A 24,341-nucleotide genomic window follows, 5' to 3' on the forward strand; every position below is an offset into this window, starting at 1 on the left:
GTCCACCGCTTCGAGAACCTGGTAACCGAGCTCTTGCAGCACCTCGACCACCAGCATGCGCACCGCGGCTTCATCCTCGACCACAAGCACAGTTTCGTCGGTCTGGGCGCCGCTGACGGCCACCGGCTTGCTGACTGGCTCTTCGATGTGCGCCATCTGTGTCCGGTTGCGCGGAAGGAACAAGGTGATCAGAGTGCCTTGCCCCGGTGTACTGTCGATGCGCACATGGCCGCCGGTCTGCTTGACGAAGCCATAGACCATCGAAAGCCCAAGGCCCGTCCCCTGGCCGATAGGCTTGGTGGTGAAGAACGGGTCGAACGCTTTTGCTACTACGTCAGCCGGCATGCCTGAACCGTTATCGGCCACGCTGAGCGTGACGTATTCGCCCGGTCCGGGGCCGTCTGGCTGGGACGTGTTGATCTGTACCGAACCGGTTTGAATGATCAGCTTGCCGCCCTCGCTCATGGCATCGCGGGCGTTGATGACAAGGTTAAGCAGGGCGTTCTCGAGCTGGTGCGCATCGGTGTACGCCAACCAGGGGCCTTCCTGCAGGCGGGTGTCAAACTCGATGTGCGCAGCCATGGTGCGGCGCAGCATGTCCTCCATCGACTCGACCAACAGGTTGACGTTCACCGGTTGCGGGTCCAGCGATTGTCGTCGGGCGAATGCCAGCAGCCGGTGGGTCAACGCTGCGGCACGGGTGGCGGAGCTCGCCGCCGCGTCGACATAAAGACCGAGGTCGTTTACCTGGCCGCTGGCGACCCGACGCTGAATCAAGTCGAGGGCGCCCAGCACACCGGTCAGCATGTTGTTGAAGTCGTGCGCAAGGCCGCCAGTCAACTGGCCGATGGCTTCCATTTTCTGCGCGTGGCGCAACGTCTCTTCGGCGCGTTCACGCTCGCCCATTTCCAGATGCAGCAGGTGGTTGATTTCGGCCAGCTCGCGGGTACGCTCGGCAACCCGCCGTTCGAGGTTGTCGTTCAGTTCGCGCAGCGCTTCCTCGGCGGCGACCTGGGCGGTGATGTCGGTGTTGGTGCCGAACCAGCGGGTTACCTGACCGAAGTCGTCGCGAATAGGCACCGCACGCGCGAGGAACCAGCGGTACTGGCCGCTCTTGCCGCGTAGCGGGAAAGTCTCTTCCCAGATCGAGCCGATTGCCACTGCGCGCTTCATCGAGGCGCTGACACGCTCGTGGTGATCGGGATGGTGCACCGAGCGCCAGCCCAAGGCGCGCATGGCTTCCAGCGTGGTGCCGGTGTAGTCGTACCAGCGCTTGTTGTACCAATAGATGCGGCCCGCGGGATCGGCCATCCAGGCGAATTGGCTCATGTTGTCGGCGAGGGTGCGGAACTGCTCCTCGCTGGCGCGCAGTGCACTTTCGGCGCGCATCCGCTCGTCGGCGGTCCAGGCACGGTCAGCGACTTCACGAATAAAGGAGATGTCTTCTTCGGCCCACTGCCGCGGCCGGTCCTGCAGCAGAATCAGGGCAGCGCTGAGGACGCCCTGTTCCTGTAGCGGTACGCAGACCAGGCTTTGAATGCGCCGTAGCCGCAGGCTCGCTGCCTGCGCGGCGGTCCGTGGGTCGTGCAATACGTCTTCGACCACCACCAACTCGTCGTGCTGCAGGTCGTAGATAAAGTCACCGTAGTCGGCAAAGCACATGCGCTCGCTGTAGTCGCCCAGGGCGCCATCGCTCCAGTAACGCTCGACGGTGGCGTGCTGCCCGCCCGGGTCGATCGACAGAAAGGCCGCGCGGGTCACCTGCAATGTGGTGCCCAGCGCTCGCACGGCAGCCGTGACGATGGTGACGCTATCCGGTTGTCCGCGCAGCAGATCGCCCAGCTCCATCAACACCGACTGGCGCTGTTCGGTGATCTGGCGTTCCTGTATCTGCTCTTCGAGCAGCGCATTCATACGCAGCAGTTTCAAGGCAGCGTTGCGCTCGGCAGTAATGTCTCGGGCGGTGCCGAGCAGGCGGACCTTTCCCTCAGTGTCGAGCAGCCGTCGACCGCGGTTGGTCTGCCAGCGGAACTGGTCGTTGCGCTCGTCATAAACCCGGTATTCGAGGTTCAGCTCGCCGCCACCGACGCCGTCGAACGCGTTTCGGAAAGCTCGCAGCAGGGCTTGGCGGTCGTCGGCGTGAACCCGCGCGAGAAACTCCTCAACCGACAGCGCCGGCTCGCTCGGAGCGATCCCTGCGAGCGCCTTCAGCTGTGCATCCCAATGCAGCGAGTTGGTTTCGAGATCGTATTCCCAGATACCGATCGCAGCGATTTCGTTGGCCAGGCTCACGCGCTGTTCGGCTTCGAGCAAGGCCTCGCGCGCACGGGCCCGGTCGGCAGCGGCGCGGATGCGTTCGGCCACTTCGCGCACCAGGGAAATATCGGCCTGGCTCCAAGGGCGTGGCTGCTGGCTGCCAAACAACAGAAAGCCGCAGTTGGCTGTTTGCTGCAGCAGCGGTGCCAGCAGCAGGCTGCGATAGCCGAAATGCTCATGCAGCGCGCCGTAACCGCCATGACAATCAACCTCGTCGAGGAGGTCGTCGAACGGCACGATAAGGCCCTGCGACAAACGTAGACGCAACGGCTGCGCGCAAGCGCCCAGCGTGTAGGTGGCGAGCGGCTTGTCGGGGCCTTGCGTCCAATGTCCATCGACGATCAGGTTATCCAGCTCGTCCAGGTGCCCCTGATAGATGCACTCTGCGCCCATCAGCGGCCCAAGCTGGTCGGCCATGATGTCGGCCAGCTCGATACGGCTACCGCTGTCCTGCAGATGATCGCTGAGTTCGAGCAGGTAGGATTGCTGGGCTTCGCCGCGGGTTCGCTCGCTGATGTCCGTGAAGGTGCAGATAGCGCCTTGCAGCACATTGTCCCGGTACAGCGGGGCGACCCGGTACTCGACTGGCAGGCTGCTGCCATCCGCTCGATAGAACAGCTCGTACTCGATGTGCGCCGGCTCGCCGTTTCTGGCGGTGCGCAGAATCGGGCATTCCTCGAGCGGATAAGGCGAGCCGTCCGGATGGCTATGGTGAATGACCGGGTGCAACTGCCGACCAAGCACTTCTTCCTTGCTGGCGAATCCGAGCAGTTTGACGAATGCCTCGTTGCAGAGGGTCACCAACCCCTGGGTGTCAATGGAATAGAAGCCTTCGCTGGCCGCGTCCAGCAGGCTGCGGGTGAACGCCTCGCTTTCCAGTCGCTTGATCTCCGCCAGGCGCCGCTCGTGGATATCCTGCGCCACCAGTACCCAGTGCAGCAGCCGGCCATCGCGGTCATAGACGGGCGCCCCGCTACCCTGGAACCAGCGCGGGCTGCCGTCGGCTGCAAGCAGCGGTACTTCGAAGCTGCCAGCGTGCCCGGATTTCAAGGCGCCTTGCCATTGCTTCAGCACGGCGTCGCGGTGTTCCGGCGCCACCGCCGGCAGCCAGCCCATGCCGGCCGAGGCTTCGGCACTCAGGCCGGTAAAGTCACACCAGTAGCCGTTGCAGAAGATCAGCTGCCCGTCGGCGTCGCACTGCCAGATGACCTGAGGACTCAAGTCGACAAGCGCCCGGTAGCGCTCTTCGGCTTCGCGAATAGTTGCCTGCTCATGAAGGCGTTCAGTCAGATCACGCAGGATTTGAACGAATCCGAGATGCTGGCCGCGGTTGTCCTTGAGTGGCATCTGCACGCCGCTGGCCCAGAATCGACTGCCGTCCTTGCGCACATGCCAGCGTTCGTTCATCGCCGATCCGTCGCGCGCGGCAATGGCCATTTCCTTCTCAGGCACACCGCTCGCAAGGTCTTCCTCGACATAAAATCGCGATGCCGGGCGGCCGATGGCCTCGTGCGGTTGCCAACCGAGGATGCGTTCGGCGCCCTGATTCCAGCTGGTGATCTGACCCTTGGCGTCAGTGGTGAGAATCGCATAGTCGACGGCGCTGTCGATGATCTGCCGGTTGCACTCGTTGGCTTCACGGTTGCGCCGCAGCTCCAGCAGCGCCATGACCTGACGAGCCAGCGCCTGCAGATGGGCGCATTGGCGCTCCGACAGCTGCCGCGGCTGGCTGTCCAGAACACAGAGGGTGCCGAGCGGCAGGCCATCGGCGGTGCGCAGGACTGCTGCGGCATAGAAGCCGGTCATGCCGTTGGCCAGCGGCTGGCTGCTCAGGTCCTCGATGATCAGTGGTTCGGTGCATTCAATAGCGCGGGAACAGAGCGTTTCGCCTCGAGGGCGGTTGCCGTTCTCGACGTTGACCGAGGCCTTAATCCACTGGCGGTCCTTGTCGACGAACACAATGGCGGCGCTGGGCGTCGCACACAGCTCGGCAGCAAGCAGCACCAGATCGTCGAAGGCTGCCTCGGCGGGGGTGTCGAGGATGCGGTATCGGGCCAGGGCTGCCAGTCGGTCAGCTTCCTTCCAAGTATTGCTAGTGTTTTTCTTCTTCAAAACGTCTGCTCGGCTATCCGTGGCGGCAACGATCTTGGTGTTCCAGGCTGCGGCGACCGAGCGCTTGCAATAGCGAGACAGCGGCGCGAATGCAGGCGGTTGATGCTGTGCAAGATACCTGTGTAGGCCTCTATGGCAAGTAGACCTCGGTCTACGGGCAATCTGCCAGAGCCGTCGGTCTGGTCTTGGGCGGTGGCTCCCAACTCGTCGCGGTAGCTTGGCGTCAGTGCGAATTGGCGGCTGGGTCGGCGGCTTGCAACGCTGCCAGCAGCCGTCGGTCACGATGATAGACGTCGGGGCGATAGCGCGGCAGGCCGCGGCTGTCGGCCTCGGCTGTCCAGTACGCCAGGAGTATAGGCGTGGGCTCTGCCAGCCGGTACTCGTAAGTCTGTCCGGTTTCAAGCAATTGGGCGACGCGCTCGCGCTCGTCTCCACTCAACAACAAGTCGACCAGTTGCATTACCGATTCGACCCTAACGCAGCCCGAACTGAACGTCCGCTGCGAGCGTGCGAACAGGCCTTGGCTAGGCGTGTCGTGCAGGTAGATGGAATAAGGGTTGGCGAAACGGATAACCAGCCGCCCGAGTGGATTGTCTGGCCCGGCGGCCTGGCGCAGCAGGATCCGCCCCGGATTGCTCCAGTCGATCGTAGCCGGATCGAGTACCTGGCCCTGATAGTCGAGTACCTGCATGTTGTGTTGCGCAAGGTAATCCAGGTTTTCGCGGATCTGCGGCAGCTTGTCCTCGCGCAGGATGGTCGGCGGTACCGTCCAGGTCGGGTTGAGGGTGATTCGCGTGACCGTCGACTTTATGGATGGGGTTTGCCGCGTATCACGGCCTACCTGGGTACGTGCTTCCCATCGAGGGCTGTTGTCGCGGATGTAGATCACCCGTCCGCCCGCGATATCGACCAGCAGCGAACGCGGCTCGATGTCAGCGGACAGCCAGCGGAACCGCTCCAGATTGACCCGCAGCTGATTCAGCCGGTCGGTTGGCGTGGCGTTCAGTTCGGTCAGGGTACCGGCGCCGAGAACGCCATCGTCCTGGAGGGCGTGGCGACGCTGAAAAGCCTTGAGCGCGTCCACCAGCGGGGCGCTGTAGCGAACGTCGCTGTCGCCCGGCACGACAGCCGCAGCGGGCAGGTAGCCGTCTGCGCTCAAACGCTGGCGCAGCAGGGGCACACGCGGGTCCGACATGCCTGGGCGCAAAGCCGGACCGGCGGGGATCGGCTGCCACACGGGCACGGGCTGATCACGCAGTCGCGCATAGGCCTTGCGCAAGTTGTTGTACTGCTCAAGCGACGGACGCGCTTTATTGAAGGCGTGTTCCAGCTGCTTCAGCCCATCGCGGGCTATCGCCATCAGCTGAGCTTCGGCCAGTGCCGTCTCGTCTGCATCAGCGCTGTGCCAGACGGGCTCGATGCGGTCCTGCGACAAGCGGCCTTGCGCCAGGTGACCCAGGGCGGACAGGTAGGCATGGCTGGCCAGTACATCGCTGCAGGCGCGGTGCAGCGGCTCGTCCGTGGCGGTGTGCATCGCCCGACGAATGGTTTCGGGGTGGTAAGTGGCAGGTTCGAGCCCATCGTTCGCCAGCGCTTCGAGCTGTTCCAACAGCGCGTCAATCTGCGCATAAGAGGTCCACAACACCTCGTAGTGCTTGCGCTGGTAAAGCTCGGATAGCCGTGCCAGAGCGGTTGCGTCCAGATCCGACAGAGGCTGGCCGCAGGCATTTGGGAGGTTCTGCAAGACGTCCTGAACGGGCCTGGCGGACTCCGCTACAGGTTCTGCCATCGCCAGCCATGGCGCCAGCAACAGCGTGAAGAACAGGCCCGATGTATGTTTTTTGTACAACACTTCACTCCTGGCGGTCCTGCCGACTGCTAGACTCCGCCGCTGAACAAGCCACGGTGCCTGGGAAAACATGCCCGTTCAGGCTACTAGAACATGATGTATCAGACGACGTGGGAGCGATTCAGGTCCCGTCTGATTTAACTTCGCTACTTTAATTATTGCTTGGACCTGTAGCGAGCAGGGGGCGTCGGTCGGCAGGACGATCGGCATTGGCGCCCGCCGAGGTTAATCTGCAAATGATGGTTTCGCTTCGCCGCCTCTGTCTGGCCGCCGGCTTGCTTGTGTCTATGCCGCTGCTGGCCGCTCCGCCTGCTCATCAGCCGCTGGTGGACAATCTATCCCGCGTGGCGCCGACACTCGATCCCGTGGTGTTGACCCATGCCGTCGCAGCCATGCAGTGCGCTGTGAATCATGGCGCGACGCCGGCTAAACGTTTGGCGGTCATCGATTTCTCCCTGCCTTCATCCGAGCGCCGACTGTGGATTTTCGACCTGCAGCGCGGGCGTTTGTTGCTCAAGGATTTCGTCGCGCACGGCAACGGATCGGGTGAAAACCAGGCCACCCGTTTCTCAAATGTGGAGGGTAGCCACCAGTCGAGTCTCGGTCTGTTCCGCACCGCCGAGAGTTACAGCGGCAAGCACGGCTACTCGCTGCGCATGGATGGCCTCGAGCCCGGCGTGAACGACTTGGCGCGCGAGCGGGCGATCGTCATCCATCCGGCCGACTACGTGAATCCCGCCTGGATCGCGACTCAGGGCCGCATCGGCCGCAGCCAGGGCTGCCCGGCGGTGCGCCCGGAAGTGGCGCGCATGGTGGTCGATAGCCTGAAGGGCGGGCAGTTCATGTTCTCCTGGTATCCGGACCAGCAATGGCTGCAATCGTCGGCCTATCTGAACTGCGAACCGTCGCGGGTCGCGGGGATATTGGCGGCGAGAGAGGGATAGACGGCCGACAAGCGCGCTGGAGGTTCAAAGCTGAACGAAAAACGCGCTCCGAGTAGTCGGGTACGACGTTCCAATCTGCAAGCTGGCGTAGGGTGGATCACGCTCCACCGATCCACCGAACGGAGTTGTCCTGGTGTAAAAAGCGGCGTCCACCCCAGGATCGCCTCCAGCCTGCTTCCTATTTCTGCTCACTCTGCGGCGTGACCCGCAGCACTTCTTCCAGCGTGGTCAGCCCCGCCGCAATTTTCTGCGCGCCCGAGAGCCGCAAGCTGTGCATGCCGTCCTTGAAGGCCTGGCGGCGCAGGGCGATGAGGTCGGTATCGGCAGTGATCAGCGGTTTTATCGCATCGTTGAGCAGCATGATCTCGTAAACACCCGCGCGTCCACGGTAGCCGGTGTCGCGGCATTCGATACAACCAACGGCCTGGTGCGCGTTGCTCGGCAGCGGCGCATTCCAGGGCTTGGTCAACGCCTGCCAGTCATCCGCATCCAACTGCACCGGTGCCTTGCAATGCGGGCACAGCGTGCGCACCAGGCGCTGGGCCATGACGCCCAGGAGCGTCGCGCGCAACAGGTAGTGCGGCACGCCCAGCTCCAGCAGACGGGTGATGGCCGATGGCGCGTCGTTGGTGTGCAGCGTGGAGAGCACCAGATGCCCGGTCAGCGCCGCCTGGATCGCCATCTCGGCTGTCTCCAGGTCGCGAATTTCGCCAACCATGATGATGTCCGGGTCCTGGCGCATCAGCGCGCGCACGCCACTGGCGAAGGTCAGGTCGATGTTGTGCTGCACCTGCATCTGGTTGAAGGCGCCCTCGATCATCTCGATCGGGTCCTCGATGGTGCAGACGTTCACCTCGGGCGTCGCCAGCTGCTTGAGGGTGGTGTAGAGCGTCGTGGTCTTGCCCGAGCCGGTGGGGCCGGTGACCAGGATGATGCCGTTGGGCTGGCCGGTCATGCTCTGCCAGCGGCGCAGGTCCTCGGCGGAAAAGCCCAGCTGATCGAAGCCCTTGAGCAGCACCTCCGGGTCGAAGATTCGCATCACCATCTTCTCGCCGAACGCGGTCGGCAGGGTCGACAGACGCAGTTCCACCTCGCCGCCGTCCGGTGTCTTGGTCTTGACCCGGCCGTCCTGCGGCTTGCGCTTTTCCGCGACGTTCATTCGCCCGAGCGTCTTCAGCCGGCTGACCACCGCCATCGCCACCTGAGGCGGGAACTGATAGACGTTGTGCAGCACGCCGTCGATGCGAAAGCGCACGCTGCCCTGCTCGCGGCGTGGCTCGATGTGGATATCGCTGGCGCGCTGATCGAAGGCGTACTGGAACAACCAGTCGACGATATTGACGATGTGCGAGTCGTTGGCATCCGGCTCCTGGTCGCTGGCGCCGAGGTTGAGCAGCTGTTCGAAATTGCCGGCGCCGCTGACCTTCTGGTCGTTAGCGGTGGCGCCGCTGACCGACTTGGCCAGGCGGTAGAACTCCACGGTGAAGCGCTGCAGGTCGACCGGATTGGCGACGACCCGTTTGATCGGGCGCTTGAGCACGTGGGTGAGGTTGGCTTCCCAGCTCTTCACGAACGGCTGGCTGCTGGCGATGGTCACCGCCGAGCTGTCCACCGCCACGGCAAGGATCTTGTGCCGCTGGGCGAACGCGTAGGACATCAGCGGCGTGACCGCGGCGACGTTGATCTTCAGCGGGTCGATGCGCAGATAGGGTTGTCCGGCCTGTTCAGCGAGCCAGACGGTGAGCGTTTCCAGATCGAGTTTCTTGCCGGGCCGCGCCAAGTCGTCCAGCTGCTGGGCACCCAGGAACTCCAGCGGATGCTGCTGGCTGTTTGCTGAACTGCGCCGCAGGGTCATGCACTGCTCGGCGGTTTCCTGCGACAGTCTCGCCTGGGCGACCAGATCGCGCAGCAAATCGTTGAGGTCGAGAAAGCGGTCCTGGGTGGGCGAGTTCAGCACGGACATGGGGCCCTTCGGTCATGGCGGAGACGAAGACCAAGCTTGCCGTTAAAACCGCGCGTTGTCTGCCTGGCCGGTTCAACTTTGAGGGAGCGGCCGCCTGAAGGTCGGTGGAGGCACCGCCGCTTGATAGCCAGGTTTCTGTGGGTCGGCTTCAGCCCACCAGCGCTCGGGGACGGGCATCGCCCAGCGTAACTGGGCGGTTTGCGGTAACCGGTGGGCTAGAACCAGCGTACGCTAGGCGCCGGCCTCGCTATTTGATCAGCAACTTCCAAGGCTTGAGCGTCCAGACCACGCGCGCCTGTTCCACGCGTGCGTCGAGCAGCTCGTCATCCAGTGGCTGTCCTGCCAGTTCGTACAGCTTGGCCAGCTCGCCGTAGAGGCGGTCGACCTCCGGCAGCTCAAGCGTGGTGCGGGCCAGGTGCAGCCAGACCAGCAGCCGTTCCATGCGCGGCCGCTGTTCGGCGAGGTCTTCGGGCTGTTGCTGGTAGCGCAGCAATTGCAATGCCTCGGCTTCCTCGCCCAGCAGGCGTGGCAGCCAGTTGCCCAGCTCGGCAGCGCCCTGGCGGTTGCCCCGGTTGTTGCGATTGGCCGTCCAGCCGCGCCGCAGCAGCCAGAGTGATGCATTCAGCGAGAACAGGCCCCAGCGTGGCTCGGCCAATTCAGCGGCAAACTGCTCAGGCGCTGCCTGGCGTACGCTTTCGTCGTCGCGTCCGACTTCGACCTGCGGGCGCCAGTCCTGGATCAGTGCGTCGAGTTGCTCGCGCAGCTCACGGCTGGTGGCGCGCGGTGCGGCCTGACCGAGGCTGCCGAGCAGGGCGCGCAGCTCGACCAGTTGCTGCAGCCATTCGCCCAGCAGTTTCCAATGGCCATTGAAGCGGTACTGCTCGGCCAACCGTTGGCTATTGCCCAACAGTTGCCAGGCCAGCGCGGCAAAGGCGTCGTCCAGCGGCATGCTCGCTTCAAGCAACGGTGCTGGCACGCTCAGCGAATAGCTGTCGGCGTCATACAGGCGGTAGCCGCGCTCGGCTTTGCTGATGTCGCAGGGCATCAACGGCAGATCGGCGGCCAACTCGGCGGCCAGTTCCAGCAGGGCCTCGGGTTCGCCCTGGCGCAGTTCCAGCTCCAGCTCGCAGATTTCCTCGCTCTGCTTGCCGACTACGACCTTGCCCAGGTCCAGCGCCGCTTCGATAACCACCTTGGCCTTGCCGCGGCCCCAAGCGATTTCCGCCTTCTCGCGGACGAAGTCGGTGGTGAAGATCGGCTTCAGGGTCTTCTTGTCCAGATCGGCCAGGCTGGCGGGCCAGCAATCGTCGGCCAGTTTCTTCAGGTCCAGCTTGGCCTTGTCCAGGTACCAGTCCCACTCGTTGCGTTCGGACAACCCAGCCACGCTCTGGCCACGGCTTTTCAGGGTCTGGATAAACTGATCACCATCGCGGCGCAGGCGCAGCGCGACTTTCGCCTGAGCCAGGTCGCGCTCGGGCGTGTCGAAATATTGATTGAACAGTTCATGCCGTTGCCAGCCGCCCTTGTTGCGCTTTTTCAACAGCGGATGGTCGCGTAGCGCTGCCAGGGTTTCGCGACTGGCGCGCAGTTTGATTTCGGTTTCTTTCTGCATGGTGCCGAGATGATGCCTATGTTTGGTGTGTGACCTATGTCACTTGGTAGCGGCCCTTTGAGGTCATCCGTATACTTGCCGCCTTCTAAAGCCGGGGTGTTCCCTATGCCAATCAATCCTTTCGTCAGCCTGTTCGGACGTTCGCCTATCGGGCCGATGCAACAGCACATGGCCAAGTCTCATGAATGTGCCGCCAATCTGGTGCCGCTGTTTCAAGCGATCACGGCCGAAGACTGGGAACGCGTCGAACAGATCCAGAAAGAGATGGCCCGACTGGAAAACGAGGCCGACAAGCTCAAGAAGAGCGTCCGTCAGCACCTGCCTAAAAGCCTGTTTCTGCCGGTTCCGCGCTCGGATCTGCTGGAGCTGCTGAGTGTACAGGACAAAATTGCCAACCGTGCCAAGGACATCGCCGGGCTGATGCTGGGCCGTTGCATGGCCATTCCGCCGGCGCTGCAGCCGGAAATGATGGCCTTCGTGCAGCGCAGTGTCGACGCCAGCTGTCAGGCGCTCAAGGCGCTCAAGGAGCTGGATTCATTGCTGGAAACCGGTTTCGCCGGACGTGAAGCCACCTTGGTGGAAAAGATGGTCGAAGAGCTCGAAGAAATCGAGCGCGAAACCGACCGCATGCAGATCACGGTGCGCCGTGCCCTGTTCAAGCTGGAAAAGGAATTGCCTCCAGTCGACGTAATGTTCCTCTACAAGATCATCGAATGGATCGGTGACGTAGCTGACCGTGCCGAGCGAGTCGGCAACCGTCTGGAACAATTGTTGGCGCGCTGAGGCGCCAGCGTCTTTTCTGGTTCAACAGGTAATTCCTTATGTCCTTTATCGCGGAATACGGCTTCGTACTGCTGGTGCTCGCCTGCGCTTTCGGTTTCTTCATGGCCTGGGGCGTAGGCGCCAATGACGTAGCCAATGCCATGGGTACCTCGGTGGGCTCCCGGGCGCTGACCATCAAGCAGGCCATCATCGTGGCCATGGTCTTCGAGTTCTGCGGCGCTTATCTAGCCGGTGGTGAAGTCACCGAGACCATCAAGAACGGCATCGTCGACGCGGAAGTCATATCCCCGGACCTGATGGTGCTGGGCATGATGTCGGCGCTGCTGGCAGCCGGCACCTGGCTGATGATCGCCACCATGAAAGGCTGGCCGGTTTCCACCACCCATTCGATCATCGGCGCGGTGATCGGCTTTGCTGCGGTGGGTGTGTCCACCGATGCGGTGCACTGGGACGCCATCGGCCCCATCGTCGCCAGCTGGGTGGTGACGCCGATGCTCTCCGGCATCGTTGCCTTTGGCCTGTTCATGAGCGTACAGAAGCTGATCATCAATACCGATGAACCCTTCCTCAACGCCAAGCGTTTCGTGCCGCTGTACATGTTTATGACCGGCTTCATGGTCGCGCTGATGACGGTCACCAAGGGCCTCAAGCACGTTGGCCTGACGCTGAGCGGCGGTCAGGGCATCCTCCTGGCGTTCGCCATCGGTGTATTGGTGGCGCTGATCGGTGTTGCGTTGCTGTCGCGGATCAAGGTCGACGAAGTTGCCGACCGGGGCTTTCACTATGCCAGCGTGGAAAAGGTCTTCGCTGTCCTGATGATCTTCACCGCCTGCGCCATGGCGTTCGCCCACGGCGCCAACGACGTCGCCAATGCGGTGGGCCCGCTGGCCGCCGTGGTTGGGGTCATTCAGTCGGGCGGCGCGGCCGAGATCGCCGCCAAGTCGGCGGTGCCGGGCTGGGTGTTGCTGTTGGGCGCTGTCGGTATCGTCATCGGCCTGGCCACCTACGGCTACAAGGTGATCGCCACCATTGGCAAGGAAATCACCGAGCTGACCCCCAGTCGTGGTTTTGCAGCCGAGCTTGCGACCGCCACCACCGTTGTCGGTGCGTCCGCTATCGGCCTGCCCGTCTCCACCACCCATACGCTGGTCGGCGCGGTCCTCGGTATCGGCATTGCGCGTGGTATCGGTGCGCTCAACCTCGGCGTGGTCGGCTCGATCTTCATGTCCTGGCTGATCACCCTGCCGGCCGGTGCAATCCTTTCGATCATCTTCTTCACCATCCTCAGGGCGATCTTCGCCTGATCTGCCCGTCGCCGCAGTTTTTACCCCGACGGTAAAGCTGCGGCGGCGCGTTTCATGTTTCACTGGGTGCCTTCTCTTCCCCGTCTTTCAGGAGGCTGCCGGTGCCCATCCCCTCGCTTAAAGACCAGTTCGCCGCGCTTGTTGCCGCGCCTTCGGTGAGTTGCACCCAGGCTCATTGGGATCAGAGCAATCGCCCGGTCATCGACCTGCTTGCAGGTTGGCTGAGCGATCTCGGCTTTGCCTGCGAAGTACAGGAGATCACTCCCGGCAAGTTCAATCTGCTGGCCAGTCTTGGCAGCGGGCCCGGCGGCCTGGTGCTCGCCGGGCATAGCGATACCGTGCCCTTCGACGCCGAGCTGTGGACCGCCGAGCCGCTGCGTCTGCGCGAAGCCGATGACCGCTGGTACGGCCTCGGCGTCTGCGACATGAAAGGCTTCTTCGCGCTGGTCATCGAGGCGGTGCTGCCGTTGCTCGACAAGCCGTTCCGCCAACCGCTGCTGATTCTTGCCACCTGCGATGAGGAAAGCTCCATGTCCGGTGCCCGTGCGCTGGCCGATGCCGGGCGGCCGCTGGGACGGGCGGCGGTGATCGGCGAGCCGACGGGCCTACGCCCGGTGCGTTTGCACAAAGGCATCATGATGGAAGGCATCGAAATCCACGGGCAGAGCGGGCACTCGTCCAATCCGGCTTATGGACACAGCGCCCTGGAGGCCATGCATGAGGTGATGAGTGAGCTGATCGCGCTGCGCCGGGAATGGCAGCACCAGTACAACAACCCGTTGTTCGACGTGCCACAACCGACGCTGAACCTCGGCTGCATCCACGGCGGCGACAACCCCAACCGTATCTGCGGCGAATGCGCGCTGGAATATGATCTGCGGCCCCTGCCGGGGATGGAGCCTGATCAGCTACGCGATGCAATTGCTGAGCGCCTGCGGCCGGTTGCGGACAAGCATCAGGTGAAGATCGATCTGGCGCCGCTGTTCCCCAGCGTGCCGGCCTTCGATCAGCCGGCCGATACCGAGCTGATCAAACTGGCCGAACGCCTCACCGGCCATGTCGCCGAGGCGGTGGCCTTTGCCACCGAAGCGCCTTATCTTCAGCAGCTTGGCTGCCAGACGCTGGTGCTCGGCCCGGGTGATATCGCCTGCGCCCACCAGCCGGACGAGTACCTTGACCTGGACCGAATCGAACCCACCGTGAGGGTGTTGCGCACAATGATCGAACACTATTGCCTGCAACCGGGCCGAGGATAGGAGCGGGCCTGGCGACCTGATCGCAGCGCCAACCTGCTCCCTGTACTTTCCATACTCGACCCGGCTACCGGACTGAATAAAGCTGTTATCTAAGGCTTGCGCAATGCACAACTACGTCACCTGGCTTCGCGACTCATCGCCCTATATCAACGCGCACCGTGACCGCACTTTCGTGGTCATGCTGCCCGGCGATGGTCTGGAAGATCCCAATTTCGCCAACATCGTCCACGACCTGGTGCTGCTGCACAGCCTCGGCGTGCGGCTGGTGCTGGCGTTTGGCTCGCGTCCGCAGATCGAGGCGCGACTGGCCGCACGGGGTATCGAACCGCGCTTTCACCGTGACCTGCGGATCACCGACGCGGCCACCCTGGAATGCGTGATCGATGCCGTCGGGCATATGCGCATCGCCCTTGAAGCCCGGCTGTCGATGGACATGGCAGCCTCGCCGATGCAAGGCGCTCGGCTGCGTGTGGCCAGTGGCAACTTCATCACCGCGCGACCCATCGGTGTTCACGACGGGGTCGACTATCAGCACACCGGCGAGGTGCGTCGTGTCGACCGCAAGGGCATCGGCCGGCTGCTGGACGAACGCACCATCGTGCTGCTTTCGCCGCTGGGATATTCCCCGACCGGTGAAATCTTCAACATTGCCTGTGAAGACATCGCCACCCGCGCCGCCATTGATCTGGAAGCCGACAAACTGGTGCTCTATGGCTCCGAGCGCGGCTTGCGCGATGAAAGCGGCAAACTGGTGCGCGAGCTGCGCCCACCGCAGATTCCGGCCTACCTCGAGCGTCTCGTCGGAACCTATCAGGCCGAACTATTGGATGCCGCCGCGCAAGCCTGCAAAGGCGGCGTGCGCCGCAGCCACGTGATCAGCTATGCCGAGGACGGCTCGCTGCTCAACGAGCTGTTCACCCGCGACGGCGGTGACGGCACCCTGGTGACGCAGGAGCAGTTCGAGCAGCTGCGCGAGGCAACCATCGAGGACGTCGGCGGGTTGATCGACCTGATTACGCCGCTGGAAGAGCAGGGCATTCTGGTGCGCCGATCGCGTGAAGTGCTGGAGCGCGAGGTCGAACAGTTCAGCATTGTCGAGCGCGACGGCCTGATCATTGCCTGCGCGGCACTCTATCCGATCGCCGATTCAGACTCCGGTGAGCTGGCCTGCCTGGCGGTCAATCCGGAGTACCGACACGGTGGCCGTGGTGACGAGCTGCTCGAACGCATCGAGGCACGGGCCAGGGCGTTAGGTCTGAAAACTCTGTTCGTGCTCACCACCCGCACGGCGCACTGGTTCCGCGAGCGTGGCTTCGAGCCCAGCGGTGTCGAGCGGCTGCCGGCCGCACGGGCCTCGCTTTATAACTTCCAGCGCAACTCGAAGATTTTCGAAAAAGCGCTCTGAGGCATACCTGTCAGCCAAGGACAGAAGTGCGAGTGGGAGCGGTCTTGACCGTGAATGGCGGTGCGTCAGAGCCCGGGTTGTTCGCGGTCAAGACCGCTCCCACAAGACCGCTCCCACAAGACCGCTCCCACAAGACCGCTCCCACAAGACCGCTCCCACGAGCCGCTTCACGCAGCGCCGGCGCAGGGCGGGTGAAACCCACTGAGGCAATTCACTCCACCACCGGTCGGCGCCGCGCCACGTGCGGCGAAGATTGGGGCGATGTTTCCCGCAAGGGGATGGCTAAAGCACACCCCACTGTCCATGCTGAGTCGCAACCAGCAACCAGCAACCAGCAACCAGCAACCAGCAACCAGCAACCAGCAACCAGCAACCAGCTACAGCTGGGTCAGGCTGCGCTGGTAGTCCTCGACGAAGCTGTCGAAGTCCTGGGTATCTGCCGCTTCCATCTCCGCCTGCTGCGCCAGCGAGCTGCGCGCCGCTTCATCGAACCAGCCCATGTCGGCGTCCGACAGCGCTCGGCTACGGAAGTCTTCGGCGTGCTGGCGGGTCTGACGCAGCGCGAACTGGCTGAAGCTTTCGCTGTTGCGCTGCAGCGCCTCGAGTACGCGGGCCGAAGGTGTCAGGCTGCTGTCGGCCACCTTGGCCTGTTGCGCGGCGATGGCGCGAGCATGCTCGTCACCGCCACGGCTGCGGTCCAGTAGTTCGGCGACCTGGCCGATTTGCTCCACCAGTTCGCTCGCCCATTGCTGCAGGCTGACGGCTTCACCGCAGCGCCGCAGCTCAAGCCCGGGTTTGCGCCCTTCCTTGACGACTTTGAGGAAGTTGTCACTGCTGGTCCGGCATTCGCCCTCAATCAGGCAAGGGCTCTGCTGCAATGTGCAGAACAGCAAAAAGGCATCGAGGAAGCGCGCTTCGCTGACGTCGATGCCCAGCGGCAGGAAGGGGTTGATGTCCAGGCAGCGCACCTCGATGTACTGAATGCCGCGCGAGCGCAGCGCATGCAGCGGGCGCTCGCCGGTGTCCGTCACGCGCTTGGGGCGGATGTTCGAGTAGTACTCGTTTTCGATCTGCAGCACGTTGGTATTGAGCTGCTGCCAGTTGCCCTCGGCGTCCTTGATGCCCAGCGCGGCGTACTCGGGGTAGGGCGTCGAGACCGCCTTGTGCAGGCTGCTGGTGTAGCTCGGCAGGTCGTCATAACAGGGCGTCAGGCCGGCCTGGGCGTTGCTCTGGTAGCCCAGATCGCTCATGCGCAGACTGGTGGCCCAGGGCAGATACAGCGTGTCGTCATCGAGCACCTCAAGCTGGTGCGAGCGGCCACGCATGAAGCTCGCGTCCAGCGCTGGCGAGGCGCCGAACAGGTACATCAGCAGCCAGCTGTAGCGGCGGAAGTTGCGGATCAGCGCAATGTAGCGAGAAGACTGGTACTCCTGCGCGGATCGCTGGTCGCCGTCGTCGGCCTGCAACGTCGCCCACAACGCCTCCGGCAGCGAGAAGTTGTAGTGAATGCCGGCGATGCACTGCATGGTCTTGCCATACCGAAGGGCCAGGCCCTGGCGGTACACATACTTGAGCCGGCCGATATTGGAGCTGCCGTATTCGGCAATCGGAATCCGTGGCTCTTCCGGCAGCTGGCCCGGCATTGACGGGCTCCAGAGGAATTCGTCGCCCAGCTTGCTGTAGGTGTAGCGATGAATGGCGTCCAGCTCGGTCAGCGTCTTTTGCGGATCGGTTTCGGTGCCGGTGATGAACTCGAGCAGCGCTTCGGAATAGTCGGTGGTGATCTTCGGATGCGTCAGCGCTGACCCCAGTGCGCGAGGATGCGGCGTCAGCGCCAGTTGTCCATCGTTGTCGACGCGCAGGCATTCACGCTCGATCCCATGCAGGCATTGCGAGAGCAGCGACAGGTTGTGGTGCTCGGCCAGCAGCGCCAGGCGGTGGGAGAGAAGATCGCTCAATTGGGAATTCCTTCACGCATCAGTCGGCACAATATGGGGGTGGATCGAACGCTCTACAAGAGGCCGTTAGCCTTGGACCGCGCACCGCTGCGGAGCGTTTCGGCGGGCCCGGCCTTTCGGATTGCCCTGGGCCGCGCACCGACGTCAGCAAGGCCCAGCCATTGCCTAGGTGCGACTTCACCACATCGGGCTCTGCACCACCGCGAGGATCTGATCGCCAATCGCTCCTGGGCTGCGACCCGATGACTCACATGACCGAAAAGGTCGCCTGCGCCTTGGCTATCAGCTTTTTACCCTGGTGGACGTCAGCCTCGATCACCTGCGTGCGCCGCCCGCCATGCACCACCCAGGCGCGGCAGGTCAGCTCGCCTTCGGTCACCGGGCGAATATAGTTGACCTTGCATTCCAGAGTGACGCTGTTGGGCTCGCCGCCGTTGAGGCTGTGGCTGGCCTGGCCCATGGCGGTATCGATCAGCGAGAACAGCGCGCCGCCGTGCAGCTTGCCATGCAGGTTGCGCAAACCATCGTGCATCACGAGGCGCAGCAGCGCCTCGCCGTCTGCGGCCTTGATGATTTCCAGGCCCAGCAGTCGCCCGAAGGCGCTGCTGCTGCCCACTGCTTCGACTTCGCGCACCTTATTTCCTCAGGTTCTTGGCGTTGGCGAACAGCGTGGCCATGGCGTTGTTGGCCGGTGCCGGCTTGGCTTCCGGCTTGGCCGGCTTGCGCTCGCCGCGCGCCTGGCTGCCTCGGTTGTTGCCACCGCCGCGCATGTTGTCGGCCTTCTCGCCAGGCGTGTCGCTCATGCGCATGGACAGACCGACGCGCTTGCGCGGGATATCCACTTCCATGACCTTGACCTTGACGATATCGCCGGCTTTGACCACTTCATACGGGTCTTTGACGAACTTCTCCGACAGCGCCGAGATGTGTACCAGACCATCCTGATGCACGCCGATGTCGACGAAGGCACCGAAGTTGGTCACGTTCGTTACCACCCCTTCGAGCACCATGCCGGGCGTCAGGTCGCTGAGCTTTTCCACGCCTTCCTGGAACTCGGCGGTCTTGAACTCGGGGCGCGGGTCACGACCGGGTTTTTCCAGTTCCTGAAGAATGTCGCTGACGGTGACCAGGCCGAAGCTTTCGTCGGTGAACTGCTTCGGGTCCAGGCGCTTGAGGAAGGCCGAGTCGCCAATCAGCGAGCGGATGTCGCGGCCTGTGTCGGTGGCGATGCGTTTGACCAACGGATAGGTTTCCGGGTGAACGGCCGAGGCGTCCAGCGGGTTGCTACCGTTCATCACGCGGAGGAATCCAGCGGCCTGTTCGAAGGTCTTGTCGCCGAGGCGCGGCACCTTCTTCAGTTCACTGCGCGCGTTGAACGCGCCGTTTGCATCACGGTAGGCGACGATGTTCTGTGCCAGCGTGGTGTTCAGGCCGGAGATGCGCGCCAGCAGCGCCACCGAGGCAGTGTTGACGTCGACGCCGACGGCGTTCACGCAGTCTTCGACCACGGCATCGAGCGAGCGCGCCAGCTTGAGCTGGGAGACGTCGTGCTGATACTGGCCAACGCCGATAGCCTTGGGCTCGATCTTCACCAGTTCGGCGAGCGGGTCCTGCAGACGGCGGGCGATGGAAACGGCTCCGCGGATCGAGACGTCCAGATCCGGAAATTCCTTGGCCGCCAGTTCCGAGGCCGAATACACCGAGGCGCCCGCTTCGGACACCATTACCTTGGTCAGCTTCAGGCCCGGCACCGCTTTGATCAGGTCGGCAGCCAGTCGGTCACTTTCGCGGCTGGCCGTGCCGTTGCCAATGGCGATCAGGTCGACGTTGTGCTTGGCGCAGAGTTTGGCCAGCACGGCCAGCGTGCCGTCCCAGTCGTTGCGCGGCGCGTGCGGGTAGACGGTGGCAGTGTCCAGCAGCTTGCCAGTGGCATCGACCACTGCCACCTTGCAGCCGGTGCGCAGACCCGGGTCAAGGCCAAGGGTGGCGCGAGGACCAGCCGGCGCGGCCAGCAGCAGATCGTGCATGTTGCGGGCAAACACGCCGATGGCATCGTCCTCGGCCTTGTCGCGCAGCTCGCCGAGCAGATCGGTTTCCAGATGGGTGTAGAGCTTGACCTTCCAGGTCCAGCGCACCACTTCGCCCAGCCACTTGTCTGCCGCGCGACCGCGATTGGCGATGCCGAAACGCTCGCCGATCATCACTTCGCCCGGATGCATGGTCCCGGGCGTCTCGTCGCCCACCTTCAGGCTCACGCTCAGCACGCCTTCGTTGCGGCCACGGAAGATCGCCAGCGCACGGTGCGACGGCACGCTCTTGAGCGGCTCGTCATGTTCGAAATAGTCGCTGAACTTGGCGCCTTCGTTCTCCTTGCCCGGCACCAGCCGCGCGCTGAGCGTGGCGTTGTGGGTGAGAAAGTCGCGCAGCTTGGCCAGCAGGTCGGCATCTTCGGCGAAGCGCTCCATGAGGATGTACTTGGCGCCTTCGAGCACCGCTTTGACGTCGGCGAAGCCCTTGTCGGCATCGACGAAGCGAGTGGCTTCGGTTTCGGGATTGAGCTGTGGGTCAGCGAAAATCGCATCGGCCAACTCGCCAAGGCCGGCTTCCAGGGCAATCTGGCCCTTGGTGCGGCGCTTCTGCTTATAGGGCAGGTAGAGGTCTTCAAGGCGAGTCTTGGTATCGGCAAGGTCGATCTCGCGCTTGAGCTCTGGCGTCAGCTTGCCCTGCTCTTCGATGCTGGCGAGGATCGACGCGCGGCGGTCATCCAGCTCGCGCAGATAACGCAGGCGCTCTTCGAGTAGGCGCAGCTGCGTATCGTCGAGGCTGCCGGTGACTTCCTTGCGGTAACGGGCAATGAAGGGCACGGTCGAGCCCTCGTCGAGCAACGCCACGGTGGCGGCAACCTGTTGCGGGCGCACGCCCAGTTCAGCGGCGAGGCGGGAGTTGATGCTGTCCATGAACCTACCTGGGTCAGTCAAACCATGCAGGCCGGGCCTGCGCGAAAGGGCGCGATTATAAGGGCAGCGGCAGGCTTGAGGCGGGCAGTCTGACGAAAAAGCTGGTTGCTAGGCTGCCGACTCATTCCTTCGGCGCTCGGCTTCCCGCCGCAAAATCTGCTAACAATGGCTTCCAGTTGCATTTATCCACTGCGCGCATAATGCGCCGTCGATCATTCGGGGAGTTTCCATGAGCAGCACTGCGCCCGCCAACGAAGGCGAAAAGATCCTGATTGTTGACGATGACGCCCGTTTGCGGCGTCTGCTCGAGCGGTTTCTTGATGAGCAGGGCTATCGTGTGCGAACCGTGGAAAGTGCCGAACAGATGGATCGTCTGCTTAGCCGCGAGCTGTTTCATCTGGTGGTACTGGACCTGATGATGCCCGGCGAAGATGGCCTCTCCGCGTGCAGCCGGCTGCGCACGGGCGGCAATCAGATTCCCATCATCATGCTCACTGCCAAAGGTGATGAGGCCAGCCGCATTCATGGGCTGGAGCAGGGCGCCGACGACTACCTGGCCAAGCCGTTCAATCCACGCGAGTTGCTGGCGCGGATTCGGGCCGTCCTGCGTCGCCAGGCACCACAGGTGCCGGGTGCGCCGGGCAGCGACGACGAGACCGTCACCTTTGGCGACTACGAGCTGTTCCTCGGCACCCGCGAGCTGAAGAAGGGTAACGAGGTGCACATGCTCACCACCGGCGAGTTCGCGGTGCTCAAGGCCCTGGTCCAGCACGCCCGCGAGCCGCTGACCCGTGACAAGCTGATGAATTTGGCCCGCGGTCGTGAGTGGGATGCGCTGGAGCGCTCCATCGACGTGCAAATTTCCCGACTGCGCCGGCTGATCGAACCGGATCCGTCCAAACCGCGCTACATCCAGACCGTCTGGGGTGTGGGTTACGTATTCGTGCCAGATGGCAACAAGTGAAGCCGCAAGCTCCAGGTTTCAAGCTGCAAGCAGAAGCGCAAAGGCACTGCGGCCAGGTGCCTTTCTTGCAGCTTTTAACTTGAGGCTTGGGGCTAGATGAAAACTCCGCTCTGGTTCCCGCAAAGCTTCTTCGCTCGCACCCTGTGGATGGTGCTGATCGTCGTGCTGTTCTCCAAGGTGCTGATGCTCGTGTACCTGATGATGAACGAGGACGTGATGGTCGATCGTCAGTACAGCCACGGCGCGGCGTTGACTCTGCGCGCCTACTGGGCGGCCGACGAGGAGAACCGCAAGCGTATTGCTGATGCGGCCGGGCTGCAGCGGGTCAGTGCCGAGGAAGTGCCGCCCAGCGAGTACCACTGGCCCTACACCGAAATCTTCCAGCGACAGATGCAAACCGAACTGGGTGAGAACACCGAAGTGCGCGTGCGTATCCAGCCGCAGACGGCGATCTGGGTACGTGCGCCGGAGCTCGGCCCTGACTGGCTGCAGGTGCCGCTGTACGCCTATCCGCTGCGCGGGCAACGGATCTGGAGTGTGCTCGGCTGGTTTCTCGGGATTGGGTTGTTGTCCACCGCGGCGGCGTGGATCTTCGTCAGCCAGCTCAACCTGCCGCTCAAGCGCCTGGTCTACGCGGCGCGGCAGATCGGCAAGGGGCGCAGCGTGCGCTTGCCCATCAGCGACACGCCGAGCGAGATGACCGAGGTCTATCGCGCGTTCAACCAGATGGCCGAGGACGTCGAGCAAGCCGGCCGCGAGCGCGAGCTGATGCTGGCCGGCGTTTCCCATGACCTGCGCACGCCGCTGACACGTTTGCGGCTGTCCCTCGAACTGATGACCAGCGATGCCGAGCTGACCGAAGACATGGTTCGCGATATCGAGGACATGAACGCGATCCTCGACCAATTTCTCGCCTTTGTCCGCGACGGCAGTGACGAGCCGGTGGAAAGTGTCGATCTGGGTGAGCTGGTGCGTGAAGTCGTGGCGCCCTACAACCAGTACGGAGAAAGCGTTCGCCTGTGTGTCGAGCCGATGCCGCAGCTGGCGTTGCGGCGGGTTTCGATCAAGCGGCTGCTGGTCAATCTGATCGAAAATGCGTTGCGCTACGGCGGACATGCGGTCGAGGTTGCCGCCCATGTCTCGGGCGACAGTAACGCGCCCTATGTGGTCCTCAGCGTGCTCGACCGAGGTGCCGGTATCGATCCGCGGGAGCTCGGCGAGATATTCAATCCCTTCATCCGCGGCGACAAGGCTCGTGGCGGGCAGGGCGCCGGCTTGGGGTTGGCGATCGTCAAGCGGATCGCTTCGCAACATGGCGGGGTGATCGAGTTACGCAACCGCGAAGGTGGCGGGCTGGAAGCGCGGGTCAGCCTGCCATTGGGGTTGTTGTTGCCGAGGGACGCGATAAAGCCATAAGCGCCGATAAGAGCGCTTGAGGCTGGAAAGCTTGACGAAGGTTTAGCGCTAGCTCACACGCTGCTCAGCCTTCAGCCTTCAGCCTTCAGCCTTCAGCCTTCAGCCTTCAGCCTTCAGCCTTCAGCCTTCAGCCTTTCCCCTTCGTCCGTGTCAGGTGCGGGCCGGCGTTCTTTTCCAGGTACTGGATGATCAGCCCGGCCACATCCTTGCCAGTGGTTTCTTCGATGCCGGCCAGACCCGGCGAGGAGTTCACTTCCATCACCAGCGGGCCATGGTTGGAGCGCAGGATATCGACACCGGCGACGCTGAGCCCCATCACCTTGGCCGCGCGGATGGCGGTCATCCGTTCTTCCGGAGTGATCTTGATCAGGCTGGCGGTGCCGCCGCGGTGCAGGTTGGAGCGGAATTCGCCGGGCTTGGCCTGACGCTTCATGGCGGCGATTACCTTGTCGCCGACGACGAAGCAGCGGATGTCCGCACCGCCGGCTTCCTTGATGTATTCCTGCACCATGATGTCCTGCTTGAGGCCCATGAAGGCTTCGATCACCGATTCGGCGGCGGTGGCGGTTTCGCACATGACCACGCCAATGCCCTGGGTGCCTTCGAGCACCTTGATCACCAGCGGCGCGCCGTTGACCATCTGGATCAGGTCGGCGATGTCATCCGGTGAGTGAGCGAAGCCGGTCACCGGCAGGCCGATGCCCCGGCGCGACAACAATTGCAGCGAGCGCAGCTTGTCCCGCGAGCGGGCGATGGCCACCGATTCATTCAGCGGAAACACGCCCTGCATTTCGAACTGGCGCAGCACGGCGCAGCCATAGAACGTGACCGAGGCGCCGATCCGCGGAATCACCGCGTCGAAGCCTTCCAGAGGGCGGCCGCGGTAGTGGATCTGCGGCTTGTGGCTGGCGATGTTCATGTAGGCGCGCAGCGTGTCGATGACGACCACCTCATGGCCACGTTGCTGGCCGGCCTCCACCAGACGGCGGGTCGAATACAAACGTGGATTGCGCGACAGCACGGCGATTTTCATTGGGCACCGGGAGAGGTAAGAGTCTGGGGTTTTTCCTGCACGTAGGTGCGTGCGGGGTCGACCAGCCATTTGCCATCCATCAGGGCTTTTGATCCCAACAGCAGGCGATAGCGCATGGTCTTGCGACAGGTTAGGGTAAATTCCACGGGCCACAGATGCGTGCCCAGCGCCAGCAGTGTGCGAACTACATAGCGGGTCTGCACATGGCCGTTGGAGCTTTTTATCGTCTTGCGTGCGATGACCGGCGCCTCGCAGCGATGGCGTCGCTGTACGAGCGTGCCGAGGTGTGCGGTAAAGCGAACCCAGCGCTTGCCGCCGCGTTCGAATTCGCTGATATCGGTGGCATGCAATGCGGACGTGCTGGCCCCGGTATCGATCTTTGCGCGCAGGCCGACCACACCGAGCTCGGGCAGGGCGATCCATTCGCGCAAACCGATGATTGTCTGGAGGTCGGGACTGTTCAAAAAGT

The 24,341-nt window shown here is 63.2% G+C and carries 16 protein-coding genes; 7 read left to right on the forward strand and 9 right to left on the reverse strand.

Annotated features, from left to right (window positions below; translation table 11 throughout):
* Together PSTU_RS20645 and PSTU_RS0109800 are read right to left on the reverse strand one after the other, a co-directional pair.
* On the reverse strand, positions 1–4,428 hold a 4,428-nt coding region (locus PSTU_RS20645; RefSeq protein WP_019340857.1), incomplete at its 3' end, for a PAS domain S-box protein.
* Between the two features lie 223 nt (positions 4,429–4,651).
* Positions 4,652–6,277, reverse strand: coding sequence for a L,D-transpeptidase family protein (locus PSTU_RS0109800; protein ID WP_019340858.1), 1,626 nt, complete (start codon positions 6,275–6,277; stop codon positions 4,652–4,654).
* A gap of 236 nt (positions 6,278–6,513) precedes the next feature.
* On the opposite strand from PSTU_RS0109800, the gene PSTU_RS0109805 reads away from it, so the two are divergent.
* The gene (locus PSTU_RS0109805) at positions 6,514–7,221 is read left to right on the forward strand and encodes a murein L,D-transpeptidase catalytic domain family protein (protein ID WP_029404706.1); all 708 of its coding nucleotides are present in this window, start codon (positions 6,514–6,516) and stop codon (positions 7,219–7,221) included.
* Positions 7,222–7,399: 178 nt separating this feature from the next.
* Here the strand turns inward: PSTU_RS0109805 and PSTU_RS0109810 are convergent, their stop codons facing one another.
* Both PSTU_RS0109810 and PSTU_RS0109815 read right to left on the reverse strand, forming a co-directional pair.
* Positions 7,400–9,184 (reverse strand): GspE/PulE family protein, encoded by a 1,785-nt coding sequence (locus PSTU_RS0109810; RefSeq protein ID WP_019340860.1) that lies wholly within the window; start codon positions 9,182–9,184, stop codon positions 7,400–7,402.
* 247 nt (positions 9,185–9,431) lie between these two features.
* Entirely contained in the window at positions 9,432–10,796 is a 1,365-nt protein-coding gene (locus tag PSTU_RS0109815) for an inorganic triphosphatase (RefSeq protein WP_019340861.1), read from the reverse strand.
* A 105-nt stretch (positions 10,797–10,901) separates the two neighbouring features.
* Here PSTU_RS0109815 and PSTU_RS0109820 point away from each other — a divergent pair, with 105 nt between their 5' ends.
* The 4 genes from PSTU_RS0109820 to argA all read left to right on the forward strand — a co-directional run bounded on the left by PSTU_RS0109820 (position 10,902) and on the right by argA (position 15,544).
* Positions 10,902–11,579 carry a TIGR00153 family protein gene (locus PSTU_RS0109820; RefSeq protein ID WP_019340862.1) on the forward strand — a complete coding sequence of 226 codons (678 nt, stop codon included), beginning with the start codon at positions 10,902–10,904 and terminating at the stop codon, positions 11,577–11,579.
* Between the two features lie 38 nt (positions 11,580–11,617).
* Positions 11,618–12,883 (forward strand): inorganic phosphate transporter, encoded by a 1,266-nt coding sequence (locus tag PSTU_RS0109825; RefSeq protein WP_019340863.1) that lies wholly within the window; start codon positions 11,618–11,620, stop codon positions 12,881–12,883.
* Between the two features lie 101 nt (positions 12,884–12,984).
* Positions 12,985–14,139, forward strand: coding sequence for an acetylornithine deacetylase (gene argE, locus PSTU_RS0109830; RefSeq protein WP_019340864.1), 1,155 nt, complete (start codon positions 12,985–12,987; stop codon positions 14,137–14,139).
* 103 nt (positions 14,140–14,242) lie between these two features.
* A complete protein-coding gene (gene argA, locus PSTU_RS0109835) occupies positions 14,243–15,544 on the forward strand; it encodes an amino-acid N-acetyltransferase (protein WP_019340865.1) in 1,302 nt (433 codons plus the stop codon).
* 377 nt (positions 15,545–15,921) lie between these two features.
* On the opposite strand, the gene gshA is transcribed toward argA, so the two are convergent.
* The 3 genes from gshA to PSTU_RS0109850 form a co-directional block, all read right to left on the reverse strand.
* Positions 15,922–17,502 carry a glutamate--cysteine ligase gene (gene gshA, locus PSTU_RS0109840; RefSeq protein ID WP_019340866.1) on the reverse strand — a complete coding sequence of 527 codons (1,581 nt, stop codon included), beginning with the start codon at positions 17,500–17,502 and terminating at the stop codon, positions 15,922–15,924.
* Between the two features lie 247 nt (positions 17,503–17,749).
* Positions 17,750–18,136 carry a PaaI family thioesterase gene (locus PSTU_RS20650; RefSeq protein WP_019340867.1) on the reverse strand — a complete coding sequence of 129 codons (387 nt, stop codon included), beginning with the start codon at positions 18,134–18,136 and terminating at the stop codon, positions 17,750–17,752.
* 1 nt (position 18,137) lies between these two features.
* On the reverse strand, positions 18,138–20,459 hold the full coding sequence (locus PSTU_RS0109850; RefSeq protein ID WP_019340868.1) for a Tex family protein: 2,322 nt from the start codon (positions 20,457–20,459) through the stop codon (positions 18,138–18,140).
* A gap of 229 nt (positions 20,460–20,688) precedes the next feature.
* On the opposite strand from PSTU_RS0109850, the gene ompR reads away from it, so the two are divergent.
* Together ompR and PSTU_RS0109860 are read left to right on the forward strand one after the other, a co-directional pair.
* On the forward strand, positions 20,689–21,423 hold the full coding sequence (gene ompR / locus PSTU_RS0109855; protein ID WP_019340869.1) for a two-component system response regulator OmpR: 735 nt from the start codon (positions 20,689–20,691) through the stop codon (positions 21,421–21,423).
* A gap of 96 nt (positions 21,424–21,519) precedes the next feature.
* On the forward strand, positions 21,520–22,839 hold the full coding sequence (locus PSTU_RS0109860; RefSeq protein ID WP_019340870.1) for an ATP-binding protein: 1,320 nt from the start codon (positions 21,520–21,522) through the stop codon (positions 22,837–22,839).
* A gap of 127 nt (positions 22,840–22,966) precedes the next feature.
* Here PSTU_RS0109860 and rimK read toward each other — a convergent pair whose 3' ends face one another.
* Both rimK and PSTU_RS0109870 read right to left on the reverse strand, forming a co-directional pair.
* Complete coding sequence (rimK, locus tag PSTU_RS0109865) at positions 22,967–23,872, reverse strand: 30S ribosomal protein S6--L-glutamate ligase (RefSeq protein ID WP_019340871.1); 906 nt, start codon at positions 23,870–23,872, stop codon at positions 22,967–22,969.
* Positions 23,869–24,336 carry an ATP-dependent zinc protease gene (locus tag PSTU_RS0109870; RefSeq protein WP_019340872.1) on the reverse strand — a complete coding sequence of 156 codons (468 nt, stop codon included), beginning with the start codon at positions 24,334–24,336 and terminating at the stop codon, positions 23,869–23,871. The genes rimK and PSTU_RS0109870 overlap by 4 nt, the downstream gene beginning before the upstream one ends.
* Positions 24,337–24,341 lie beyond the last annotated feature (5 nt).

Origin of the sequence: Stutzerimonas stutzeri SDM-LAC, assembly GCF_000235745.1 — a bacterium.
In the GTDB taxonomy this organism is placed as follows: Bacteria; Pseudomonadota; Gammaproteobacteria; order Pseudomonadales; family Pseudomonadaceae; genus Stutzerimonas; species Stutzerimonas stutzeri_H.